This is a genomic window from Pseudonocardia sp. D17 (genome assembly GCF_036984265.1).
GTDB lineage: Bacteria > Actinomycetota > Actinomycetes > Mycobacteriales > Pseudonocardiaceae > Pseudonocardia > Pseudonocardia benzenivorans.
In genome coordinates, this window is the sequence record NZ_BPRG01000070.1 from 1 (window position 1) to 11,396 (window position 11,396).

Sequence of the window (11,396 nt, forward strand, 5' to 3'; positions counted from 1 at the left end):
GATCGCTACTGGAGGCCGGCGGCTTCCGGCCGCGGCTACACCCTGGATTGTGAAGAGCCGTGAAACCACTCGACCCCCGGCTGCTGCGGGCGGCCCGCGCGGTCCGCACCCACCTCGCGGTCACCGCGGTCTGCGGCGTGGCCCTGACCGGGCTGATCCTCGTGCAGGCCTGGCTCGTCGCGCACATCGTCGGCGGGGTCGCCGACGGTCGCGGGCTCGCCGAGCTCGGCCCGCTCGTCGCCGGGGTCGCGGTCGTCGCCGTCGGGCGCGCGCTGCTCGCGCACGGCGCCGAGACCGCAGCGGTGCGCAGTGCCGCGAGCGCGAAGTCGCAGCTGCGGCGGCGCATCGTCGCCCACGTGACCGACGGTCCGGCGCGCGGCCCGGCCACCGCGGGCGAGCTCGCGACCCTGACCACCCGCGGGCTCGACGCACTCGACGACTACCTCGCCCGCTACCTGCCCCAGCTCGTGCTCGCCGCGCTCGTCCCACTCGCCGTGCTGGCCGTCGTCGCGTCGGCCGACTGGGTGTCGGCGCTGGTCATCGCGCTGACCCTGCCGCTGGTGCCGCTGTTCATGGCGCTCGTCGGCATGCACACCCAGGCACGCACCCGACGGCAGTGGACGCTGCTGCAGCGCCTCGGCGGGCACTTCCTCGACGTCGTCGAGGGGCTGCCGACGCTCGCGCTGTTCCGCCGCGCGAAGGCCGAGGCCGCGCTCGTCCGCCGGGTCACCGACGACCACCGCCAGGCGACGATGGGCACGCTGCGGATCGCGTTCCTCTCGGCGCTCGTGCTCGAGCTGCTCGCCACGCTCGCGGTCGCGCTCGTCGCCGTCGAGGTCGGGTTCCGGCTGCTCTACGGCGAGCTGTCGCTGACGACGGCGCTGCTCGTGCTCGTGCTGGCCCCGGAGGCGTACCTGCCGCTGCGCGAGGTCGGCGCCCGCTTCCACGCGAGCATGGAGGGGGTCGCGGCGGCCGAGTCGGCGTTCGTCGTGCTGGAGTCGCCGCGTCCGGTCGTGCCCGGCTCGCGGCCGACGGCCCGGCGCGGGACGGTCGCCCTCGACATCGACGACGTCGGCTTCGCGTGGCCCGGCCGCGACGCCCCGGTCCTCGACGGTCTCACGCTCGCCGTCGGCGAGGGCCGCAGCGTTCTCGTCACCGGACGCAGCGGCGCCGGGAAGTCCACGCTGCTCGCGCTGCTGCTGCGCTTCGCCGAGCCCGACACCGGCACGATCCGCGCCGACGGGGTGCCCGTGCGCGAGCTCGACGCCGCGGCGTGGCGCGCGCGGGTGGCGTGGGTCCCGCAGCACCCGCGCCTGTTCGACGACACCCTCGCCGGCAACGTCCGGCTCGGAGCCCCCGACGCCACCGACGCCCAGGTCGACGCGGCGCTGGCGGCGGCGGGCCTCACCGACGTCGTCGCCGCCCTTCCCGAGGGCACCGCCACCCGGCTCGGCGAGGGCGGGGCGCGGCTGTCGGCCGGGCAGCGGCAGCGGGTGGCGATCGCCCGCGCGTTCGTCCGCGACCCCGACCTCGTCCTGCTCGACGAGCCGACCGCCCACCTCGACCCCGACAACGCCGCCCTCGTGCGCGCCGCCACCGCGCGGCTGCTGGAGGGCCGCACGGGGATCGTCGTCGCGCACGACGCGGGCTGGCGCGAGACCGTCGACGAGACGGTCGTGCTCACCGACGGCCGGCTCGCCGAGCGCGCACCCGCGGCGCTCGTGAGCGGCGATGGTCGCTATGGCGACCATCGCCACTCACAGGGGGTGGCGTCGTGAGGGACCCACTGCGCCGCATGCTCTCCCTCGCCCGGCCGCGGGGCACCCGGTTCGCGCTGGGGGTGCTCGCCGGTGCCGTGGCGACGGCGTCGGGGGCCGGCCTGCTCAGCCTCGCCGCCTGGCTCATCGCCACCGCGGCCACGCACCCGCCGGTCACGGCGCTGTCGGTCGCGGTCGTGCTGACCCGCGCCCTCGGCGTCACCCGCGGCCTCACCCGCTACCTGGAGCGGCTGGTCACCCACGACGCCGCGCTGCGGACCCTCGCCGACGTCCGGGTGCGGGTCTACGAGCGACTCGCCCGCACCGAGCCGATCCGCCGGTTCCGGTCCCCCGACCTCGTCACCCGGCTGGTGAGCGACACCGACGCGACCCAGGACCTGCTCGTCCGTGGCCTGACGCCGCCGCTGGCGGCATTGCTGACCGGCGCCGGCGCCGTGGCGCTCGCGACGGCGCTGCTCGTCCCGGGCGGGCTCGTGCTCGCCGCCGGCCTGGTGCTCGGGGGCCTCGTCGTGCCGGTCGTCGCGGCGGCGCTGGGCCGGGCCACCGGCGCCCGGCAGGCCGCGGCCCGCGCCGAGCTGACGACGGCACTCGTCGACACCCTGCACGGTGCCCCCGACCTCGCCGCGAACGGCGCGACGGCCCGCGCCGTCGCCCGGGTCGAGGCCGCCGACGCGGCGCTCACCGCGGCCGCCCGCCGGGACGCGGGCCTGCTCGGGCTCGGCGCGGGCGCATCGGCGCTGGTCGCCGGGCTCACGCTGTGGGCGACGCTGCTGTTGGGCGTGGTCGCGGTCGAGCACGGATCGCTCGGACCGATCCCCATGGCGGTGCTGGCGCTCACGGCGCTCGCCGCGTTCGAGATCGTCGCGCCGCTGCCTGCCGCGGCGGCCCGCCTCGGTGCGGTGCGCGCGTCGGGCGCGCGCCTCTTCGACGTCCTGGACACCCCACCCGCGGTGCGCGACCCCGGGGGTGCGGGGCGGCTCGTGCCGGGGGCGTTGCGGATCCGCGACCTGCGGGTCCGCTACGCCCCCGACGCGACCTGGGCCCTCGACGGTCTCGACCTCGACGTCGCGCCGGGCGAGAAGGTCGCGGTCGTCGGGCCGAGCGGGTCGGGCAAGAGCACCCTGGCCGCGGTGCTGTTCCGGTTCCTCGACCCGGACGCCGGGACCGTCGAGATCGGCGGCACGTCGCTGACGTCGGTCGCCGCCGACGCGGCGCGGACCGTCGTGAGCGGGGTGCCGCAGCACCCGCACCTGTTCACCGGCAGCGTGCGGGCGAACCTGCTGCTCGCCCGGCCCGACGCCACCGACGAGGCGCTGTGGGACGTGCTGCGCCGGGTCCGGCTCGACGGCGACGTGGCCGCGATGCCCGGCGGGCTCGACGCCGACGTCGGCGAGCACGGCGAACGGCTCTCGGGCGGCATGCGCCAGCGGCTCGCCCTGGGCAGGGCGCTGCTCACCGACGCCACGCTGCTGGTGCTGGACGAACCGACCGCACACCTGGACCCCGACACCCGCGACGCCGTACTCGCCGACCTGCTCGACGCCGCGGGCGAGCGCGCCGTCCTGCTCGTCACGCACGACCTCGAGCGGCTGGACCGGATGGACACCGTGCACGTCGTCGTCGACGGCCGGGTGGTGCAGCGCGGCCGACCGGCCGACCTGCTGGCCCGCGACGGCTGGTACCGCCGCGCCCACCGGCTGCCCGCGCCGGTGTGACCCGCGGCCGCCACCCGGCCGGCGCGGACCTCAGCGGGGTGCCGAGCGGCGCTGCTCGCGCAGTTCCCGGGTCCGCGCCGACACCGTGGCGCCGAGCAGCCCCGCCGCGGCGTCGACCAGCTGGCTGACGAAGAGCCGATGGTCGTCGCGACCGGACCGGGCGCGCTGCGCGACCTCGACCGCGACGAACCGGATCGCGAGGAAGCGCCGGTGCAGCTCGAGCGCCTCGGGCTCCAGCAGCGGCTCGAGCAGCGCCCGCCACCGGGCCGTGCTCGCGCCGGGCCGGTCGAGCGCGAGCGGCGCGGTCGAGGGCACCGGGCGGGTGAGCAGGTCGGCGACGGTGCGCAGGTAACCCGCGCCCGGCGCCCCCTCGTCGAGCTTCGCGGCCAGCGGCTCGACGAGGGCGGCGGCCAACGCGTGCACCGCCTCGTCCGCGCCCGGACCCCCGGCGACGGCCGCCGCGTGCGGGCCGGCCTCGAACGCGTCGAGCATGGCGTGCCGGCGTTGCTCGACGTCGGCGAGATGGCGGTCGAGCAACGCCTGCACGAGGCCGTCGCGGTCGGTGAACCAGTACTGCGCGGCGATGACGTTGCGCGCGCCCGCGGCCCGGCCGATCTCGCGCAGCGAGACGGCCTCGCTGCCACGCTCGGCGAACAGCTCCTCCGCGGCGCGCAGCAACCGCGTCCGGGTGTCAGCGCCCTCGTCGGTCGCGCGGCTCATCGGCGCAGGCTACCGGCCCGGCCGCGGCCCGATCACGCCTTCGGACCGCCCGCGACGTAGATGACCTGCCCGGAGACGAACCCCGCTCCCTCGCTGACGAGGAACGAGACGGTGTGCGCGATGTCCTCGACCTGCCCGGCGCGGGCCACCGGGATCTGCGCGGCACGAGCGGCCACGTAGGTGTCCCAGTCCTCGCCGATCCGCTCGGCCGTCGCCCTCGTCATGTCGCTGACGATGAAGCCGGGCGCGATGCAGTTGGCGGTGATCCCGAACTTGCCCAGCTCGATGGCGAGCGTCTTGGTGAAGCCCTGCAGCCCGGCCTTCGCGGTCGAGTAGTTGCTCTGGCCGCGGTTGCCCAGCGCCGACGTGCTCGACAGGTTGACGATGCGGCCGTACTTCGCGTCGACCATGTGCTTCTGCACCGCGCGCGTCATCAGGAACGAGCCGCGCAGGTGCACGTTCATGACCGTGTCCCAGTCGTCGGTGGTCATCTTGAACAGCAGGTTGTCGCGGGTCACGCCGGCGTTGTTGACCAGCACCGTCGGCGCCCCGAGATCGGCCGCGACCCGCTCGACGGCCGCGGCGACGGCGGCCTCGTCGGCGACGTCCGCGCCCACGGCGAGCGCCCGGCCGCCGGCGGACTCGATGCCGTCCACGGTCGCCTTGCAGGCGGCCTCGTCGAGGTCCAGCACGGCGACGGCGAACCCGTCCGCGGCCAGCCGGGCGGCCGTGGCGGCCCCGATCCCCCTCGCGGCCCCCGTGACGATCGCGACGCGCCCCTGAGTCATGCCCGGAATCCCTTCGCCCGCCGCGACGCCGTGCCGGTCGCGACCCTGCCCGGGCATCGTCGCATTTCCGGACGGGAGCGCACGGGGAGTCCCCGGACGCGACACGGCGCCGCCGGCTCACGAGGTGGAGCCGACGGCGCCGGTTGGGGTGATCCAGTCCGAGTGGCCGGGCCGATCGAGGTCTGGTGGTTGCAGTGCGGGTGGCTGCGTCGCGGGCCTGGTGGGCCGCTGTCTGGGAAGGCTCCGTGTCGGAGCTGTCATCGCGGGACGCTACCTCGTGACCCAGGTCACGTCAACGGGCCGATCGGCTCCGTCCTCGGCGTCGTCGCAGGCAGTCGCGGTTCCCGACCGACGGGTCAGTCGAGCAGGACCGTCCGCAGGTCCAGCCGGCGCAGGACCCGGTCGACCGCCTCCGGATCGACACCGGGCTCCCGGCGCGCCGCGAGCACCTCGGCCCGCGCCGCGGCCAGCGCGTCGGCCTGGATGGCGTCGAGGGTCTGCTTGCGCGCCCGCAGCGCCGCGAGGCGCTCCCGGTCCTCGTCGGTGACGGTGTCGCCGCGCAGGATCGCCTCGAGCCTGCCGATGCGCTGGTGCAGCGCCGCCGACACCTCCTCGGGCAGATCCGCCGCCCGCTCCTGCTCGACGAGGCGGTCCAGTGCGGCCTTCCAGGCCCGGCGGGCGACGACCGTCTCCGCGGCGTGCTCGGCCTCGGCGTTCTCGGCGATCCCCAGCATCCGCACGAGCAGCGGCAGCGTGAACCCCGGCAGCAGCAGCGTCACGACCAGCACCGAGCAGGCCACCACGACGATCTCGGCGCGCGCCGGGAACGGGGCGCCGGTCGAGGTGACGGCCGGCAGCGCGAGGGCCAACGCGAGCGTCGCGAGCCCGCGCATCCCGCACCAGGCGAGCACGACGGCCTCCCGGCCGGTGCGGGGCGCCGCCGACGGGTCGCCGCCCCGGCGCAGGTTGACCGTCGCCACGGTCATCCAGACCGCCCGCAGCCCCACCACCGCCGCGCACACGATCAGCGCGTGGACCAGCATCCGCGGCAGGTCCGCGCCCGCGTCGGACACGACCTGGCGCAGGTCGAGCCCGATCAGGCCGAAGGCCACCCCGGTGACCAGCAGTTCGACGACGTCCCAGAAGGAGCGCTGCACCAGCCGCTCGGCCGCCTCGTCGGCGTCGGCGTGCACCCGCAGCTGCAGCGCGACGACGACGACCGCGACCACGCCCGACGCGTGCACCTCCTCGGCCAGCAGGTAGACGGCGAAGGGCAGCACCACGGTCAGTGCGCTGCGGCCCGTCGTGCTGGCGACCCGGTCCGACAGCCACCGGGCGACCCGTGCCACGACGACCCCGATGACGACGGCCGCCACCACACCCAGGACGAACCGCCACAGCAGCTCGGTCACGCGCAGCTCGGCGCCGCTCACCGTCGCGAAGACCGCGGTCTGGAAGATCACCAGGGCGGTCGCGTCGTTGAACAGACCTTCGCTCTGCAGCACCGCGAGCAGCCGCCGCGGCATCCGCACGGATCCGGCGACGGCCTCGACGGCCACCGGGTCGGGCGGGGCCACCATGGCACCGAGCGCGACCGCGGCCGAGAGCCCGATGCCCGGGATCAGCGCCGTCGCGGTGCCCGCCACGACCGCCACCGTGACGGCCACGAGCGCCACCGCCAGCGTGACGATGCTGCGCCACCGCGCCCGGAACAGAGCCCACGAGGTGCGCTGGGCCGTCGCGAACAGCAGCGGTGGCAGGAACAGCGGGAGGATCAGGTCGGGCTCGATCTCGAACGCGTCGGGCAGCCCCGGCACGAACGCGACCACGGCACCGAGGACCACCATCAGCGCGGGCCAGGGCAGGTGCAGGCGGTCGCCGATCCCGACGAGCACCACCGCGGCCAGCATCAGCGCGACGATCAGCAGCAGCAGCTCCACGTCCGACAGCGTGCCGTACGACGGCGGCGGCGGCGCCCACCCCGGCGGTGCCCGCTGCGGATCACCACCCGAGGTGGTTACGGTGACCCCGACCGCCGATCCGGCCGACCACCCACGACGGCGCCCGCATCGCGGTGGGCGCTCGACCACGAGGGAGAACCCATGGCGCACAACCCTTACGACGACCTCCCGCAGGTGCCGACGTTCGAGGTCACCAGCACCGAGATCACCGACGGCGGCACCCTGCCGATGCCGCAGGTCAGCGGGATCTTCGGCGCGGGCGGCGAGGACCGCTCCCCGCAGCTGTCGTGGAGCGGCGCCCCCGAGGGCACCCAGTCCTACGTGGTCACCTGCTTCGACCCCGACGCCCCGACCGGGTCGGGCTTCTGGCACTGGGCCCTCGTCGACATCCCCGCGTCGGTGACCTCGCTGGAGTCCGGTGCCGCCGACGGCGAGCTGCCCGAGGGCGCCTTCCAGCTCGCCAACGACGCCGGCCTGAAGAACTACCTGGGCGCCGCGCCGCCCGCAGGACACGGGCCGCACCGCTACTTCTTCGTCGTGCACGCGGTCGACGTGCCGTCGCTGGGGATCCCCGCCGAGGCCAGCAACGCCTTCCTCGGCTTCAACCTGTTCTCCCACACCCTCGCCCGGGCGACGATCACCCCGATCTACGAGATCAAGGAGTAGCCGCGGGCCGAGCGGCCCGGTCCCGACCGGTTGCGGGCCGACCGGTTCGCGGGCCGACCGGCTAGGGACGAGCGGTGGCCAGGGCGAGCGCGTTGAGCGCCGCCCAGCCACCGGCGACCGCGACGGTCCTGCGGGCCGCGTCGCGGTCGGAGATCGCCGTGCCGAGCGTGACGGCGTCCCCGACGTCGGCGGCGACCCGCACGGCGAGTGCGAGCTGCAGGGCCCGGCCCCGGGGCGCCAGCGCCACCGCGAGCCCCGACACCGCGTCACGCACGCCGACGGCGCGCACCAGGGTCGGGACCGGCGGCGACGGGTCGCCCCCGCGCGGGCCGAGCCCGGTCGGGCCGGTGAGGACGGCCGGGCGCACGATCGTCGCGACGCCGTATGCGGTGGTCAGCGCGCCGAGCACGCGGGCGAAGGTGGACACGGGTCTCCTGACTCTCGGGGGACTGAGCACCCACCGGACGGCAGCACTCTCGGGGACGGCAGGACCGGTTCAGCCGGCGGCGAGCCGCCGGGTGCGCACCGTGACCCCACCGACGGGACGGCCGCCCGCGCGCCGGGTGATCCGCAGCAGCACCTCGGTCCAGAGGTTCAGCTGGATCTCCTTGGCGGCGCGGAACGTGTCGTAGAGGACGCGCGAGACGGCGTCGCCCGGGCGCGCCCACGACTCGATGCCCATCACCAGGCCGCCGTCGTCCTCGTCGTGGGCGCGGAACTCGATCTGGCCCGCCTCGAGGTGCCCGCGCAGCGTCGCGAACCGGAAGCTCGTGTCGTCGGCCGCGACGACCCGCACGGGCCCGTCCCACGGGCCGGGCAGCCGGATCAGGAACTCGTCGCCGTCGCGGATCGCGCCGGGGTGCCCGCGGGTACGCCGGAACACGGCCACGCCGCTGGGGAACCAACCGTTGAGGTCCCGGACGAGGTCTGCCATCAGCTCGCGCGCGTCGAGCGCGGAGCCGCCGATGCGCACGGTGTAGCGCCGGTGCAGCAGGTCGCCGTGGCCGTCGGCGACCTCCTGGACCCGGTCGTCGCGATGGCGTTCGGGAAGCGCGGGCGCCTCGTCGGAGTCGTCCCCCTCCACCTCGCTGCGGTGCAGCGGCACCGTCCGCCACATGTAGCGCCAGCTCACCGCGGCCAGCCCGACGGGCCAGCGCACGAGAGCGGCGACCCGGCGGTGTCGACGGGACCCGGTCGCGGCCTTCCGACTCAGCACGGCCATGTCCGCATGAGAACACGGCTCCCGGGGAACGTGCTCGTCGTGACCGTCGGACGACTGCTCCACCGCATGGGGATCCGGGCCCTGCACCTGCAGACGACCTCGCTCGGGTCGATCGCGCTGTGCATCGGGCTGTGGCTGCGCGCGAAGACCGTCGACCAGGACGAGCGCGGCAACGCCGAGCGCCGCGCGCTGTTCGTCGGGCTCTGGCCACCCATGTTCTGGCTGATCGGGGAGTCGGTGCGCCGGCACGAGGAGCGGACGCCGCTCCGCGGGCGCCGGGTATGAACGCCCGCGGCCTGGTCACCGAGCTCGACCGGCTCGCGGAGCTGGCGGTCAACTACGACGAGTCCGAGGCCCCCCGTGGCCCCGACGACCCGGACTGGCACGTCGACGTCGCCTCCGCGCAGCTGGGCACCGAACCCCCGGGCGACCCGGTGCCGGGCGGGATCTTCGAATCGGCCTGCGTGCTGGTGCGCGACTACGAGTTCTCCGACCACCGGCTGATCCGCGGGGTGTTCCGGCCCGCCGACGAGCTCCTCGGCCGGAACATGCTGCTCGAGGGCCGGTTCCTGTTCCTGCGGTTCTACCTGGGGGTGCGGGTCACGGCGGTCGTCGACGGCACCCGCGAGTGCCCCGACGGCCCGCAGCGGGTGTGGGGCTGGACCTACCAGACCCTCGACGGCCACCTCGAGCAGGGCAAGCTGACCTACGAGGTCGTCAAGGACCTGACGACGGGCGTCGTCTGCTTCCGCCTCGACGCCTACTCGCGCCGCGCACCGATCGAGAACCCGGTGCTGCGCACGGGGTTCCAGGTGTTCGGCCGGCGTACGCAGCTCGACTTCTACCGCCGCGTCGGGCAGCGGATGCACGACCTGCTCGCCGCCCACGAGGCCGGTGCGCCGCTCCCCCACCCCGCCCGGCTCGCGGGCGACGTCGTGCTCGCGCCCTCGGCGAGCCGGATGCGGCCGTGGGACCCCTTCGCGCTGCCGCTGCGCCACCCCGGCGTGCACGTGGCACGGCGGGCCCGGAAAGGACGGACGTGACCGTCTCGTCAGGACGCGCCCGTGATTCCCGCGTAGCGTCCCGACCGTGCCCGACATCACCGAACTGATACTCGACGACCACGAGTGGTTCCGTCGCCAGTTCGCCGTGCTCGACGAGCTGCGCAGGTCGACCCCCGTCGATCCCACCGCCCTACGCGACGTGTGGCAGCCGCTGGCCGACCACCTCGACGTCCACGCCGTCGCCGAGGAGGAGATCTTCTACCCGCAGCTGCTGCGCCGCGGCGGCGACGACGCCGAGGACGAGACGCTCGACGCCATCGGCGACCACAACGACATCCGCGACGGGGTGCACGCCGCCGCCCGCCACCCGATCGGCACCGACGCGTGGTGGGACGCCGTCCAGCAGGCACGCGACGCCAACGACGAGCACATGGCCGAGGAGGAGAACGAGGGGCTCCCCGACTTCCGGCTGCACGCCGCCCCCGGCCTGCGCGACGCGCTGGGCCGGCAGTTCAGGGCGTTCATCCAGCGCCACCGCGACGCACGCGGGATCGACGTCGGCGACAAGGACCCCGCCACCTACGTCGAACAGGTCGAGGATCGCAATAGGATCAGCGCCGGAGACGCCGACGAGACCGCACGGCTCGACGGCTCGCTCGGCATCGGCAGCCTGAAGGGGAAGTGAGCCGTCCATGACGACACCCGCCGACCACCTCCTGCGGGGGCACGCCCCCATCCCCGCCGAGGCGTGGTCCCAGATCGACGACGAGGCCCGCGAGCGGCTCACCCCGCTGCTCGCCGGCCGCAGGTTGGCCGACTTCGAGGGCCCCGGCGGCTGGAAGCACTCCGCCGTCGGCCTCGGGCGCACCGAGGACCTGCTCGGCCCGCCCGAGGGCGTCGCGCCCGACGGCGTGCGCACCCGCCGCCGCCGCGTGCTGCCCCTCGCCGAGGTGCGCGTGCCGTTCACCGTCTCGCGCGCCGAGATCGACGACATCCAGCGCGGCGCCGCGGACCCCGAGTTCGACGACCTCGACCGGGCAGCCCGGCTCGCGGCCGAGATCGAGAACCGGGCGATCCTGCACGGCTGGGCCGCGGCGGGCATCGCGGGGATCAGCGAAGCCTCCCCCTACCCGGCGATGACCCTCGGCGAGGACTGCAACGCCTACCCCGGTATCGTCGCCCGCGCCGTCGACACCTTGCGCCGCAACGGCATCGAGGGCCCGTACTCGCTGGTGATCGGTCCGGAGGGCTACACCCGCATCGTCGAGACCACCGAGCACGGCGGCTACCTGCTCTTCGACCACCTGGCGCGCATCCTCGGCGGGTCGATCGTGTGGGCGCCGGGGGTGGCCGGGGCGATCGTCGCCAGCACCCGCGGCGGCGACTTCCTGCTCGACGTCGGCCAGGACCTCTCGATCGGATACAGCCATCACGACGCCGACACCGTGAGCCTCTACCTCGAGGAGAGCTTCACCTTCCGCGTCGTCGAGCCCGACGCCGCACTCGCCCTGGCCTGACGGCCCCGGACGGCCGGCACGGCGC

At 75.4% G+C, this 11,396-nt stretch carries 12 protein-coding genes; 7 read left to right on the plus strand and 5 right to left on the minus strand.

Annotated elements, in window-relative coordinates:
• Nucleotides 1-59: 59 nt before the first annotated feature.
• Nucleotides 60-1,778 (plus strand): thiol reductant ABC exporter subunit CydD, encoded by a 1,719-nt coding sequence (gene cydD / locus PSD17_RS13465; protein WP_339122812.1) that lies wholly within the window; start codon nucleotides 60-62, stop codon nucleotides 1,776-1,778.
• Entirely contained in the window at nucleotides 1,775-3,493 is a 1,719-nt protein-coding gene (gene cydC / locus PSD17_RS13470; protein WP_339122813.1) for a thiol reductant ABC exporter subunit CydC, read from the plus strand. Before cydD ends, cydC begins: the two co-directional genes overlap by 4 nt.
• Before the next feature lie 30 nt (nucleotides 3,494-3,523).
• On the opposite strand, the gene PSD17_RS13475 is transcribed toward cydC, so the two are convergent.
• The 3 genes from PSD17_RS13475 to PSD17_RS13485 form a co-directional block, all read right to left on the minus strand.
• Nucleotides 3,524-4,213 (minus strand): TetR/AcrR family transcriptional regulator, encoded by a 690-nt coding sequence (locus PSD17_RS13475; protein ID WP_103381192.1) that lies wholly within the window; start codon nucleotides 4,211-4,213, stop codon nucleotides 3,524-3,526.
• A gap of 32 nt (nucleotides 4,214-4,245) precedes the next feature.
• Nucleotides 4,246-5,001 carry a 3-oxoacyl-ACP reductase FabG gene (gene fabG / locus PSD17_RS13480; protein ID WP_041761339.1) on the minus strand — a complete coding sequence of 252 codons (756 nt, stop codon included), beginning with the start codon at nucleotides 4,999-5,001 and terminating at the stop codon, nucleotides 4,246-4,248.
• 356 nt (nucleotides 5,002-5,357) lie between these two features.
• Complete coding sequence (locus tag PSD17_RS13485) at nucleotides 5,358-6,941, minus strand: Na+/H+ antiporter (RefSeq protein ID WP_013675235.1); 1,584 nt, start codon at nucleotides 6,939-6,941, stop codon at nucleotides 5,358-5,360.
• Between the two features lie 162 nt (nucleotides 6,942-7,103).
• On the opposite strand from PSD17_RS13485, the gene PSD17_RS13490 reads away from it, so the two are divergent.
• A complete protein-coding gene (locus tag PSD17_RS13490; RefSeq protein WP_339122814.1) occupies nucleotides 7,104-7,628 on the plus strand; it encodes a YbhB/YbcL family Raf kinase inhibitor-like protein in 525 nt (174 codons plus the stop codon).
• A 61-nt stretch (nucleotides 7,629-7,689) separates the two neighbouring features.
• Here PSD17_RS13490 and PSD17_RS13495 read toward each other — a convergent pair whose 3' ends face one another.
• Both PSD17_RS13495 and PSD17_RS13500 read right to left on the minus strand, forming a co-directional pair.
• Entirely contained in the window at nucleotides 7,690-8,055 is a 366-nt protein-coding gene (locus PSD17_RS13495; RefSeq protein WP_339122815.1) for a hypothetical protein, read from the minus strand.
• Nucleotides 8,056-8,124: 69 nt separating this feature from the next.
• The gene (locus PSD17_RS13500; protein ID WP_013675232.1) at nucleotides 8,125-8,850 is read right to left on the minus strand and encodes a DUF1990 family protein; all 726 of its coding nucleotides are present in this window, start codon (nucleotides 8,848-8,850) and stop codon (nucleotides 8,125-8,127) included.
• Between the two features lie 6 nt (nucleotides 8,851-8,856).
• On the opposite strand from PSD17_RS13500, the gene PSD17_RS13505 reads away from it, so the two are divergent.
• From PSD17_RS13505 to PSD17_RS13520, 4 genes are read left to right on the plus strand one after another with little or no spacing between them, the layout of a single operon-like run.
• Complete coding sequence (locus PSD17_RS13505; RefSeq protein WP_103381195.1) at nucleotides 8,857-9,135, plus strand: hypothetical protein; 279 nt, start codon at nucleotides 8,857-8,859, stop codon at nucleotides 9,133-9,135.
• Nucleotides 9,132-9,893: a DUF1990 domain-containing protein gene (locus PSD17_RS13510; RefSeq protein ID WP_013675230.1), complete on the plus strand. Its 762-nt coding sequence runs from the start codon at nucleotides 9,132-9,134 to the stop codon at nucleotides 9,891-9,893. Before PSD17_RS13505 ends, PSD17_RS13510 begins: the two co-directional genes overlap by 4 nt.
• A gap of 46 nt (nucleotides 9,894-9,939) precedes the next feature.
• Nucleotides 9,940-10,539: a hemerythrin domain-containing protein gene (locus tag PSD17_RS13515; RefSeq protein WP_339122816.1), complete on the plus strand. Its 600-nt coding sequence runs from the start codon at nucleotides 9,940-9,942 to the stop codon at nucleotides 10,537-10,539.
• A 7-nt stretch (nucleotides 10,540-10,546) separates the two neighbouring features.
• A complete protein-coding gene (locus tag PSD17_RS13520) occupies nucleotides 10,547-11,371 on the plus strand; it encodes a family 1 encapsulin nanocompartment shell protein (RefSeq protein WP_103381197.1) in 825 nt (274 codons plus the stop codon).
• Nucleotides 11,372-11,396: the final 25 nt, after the last annotated feature.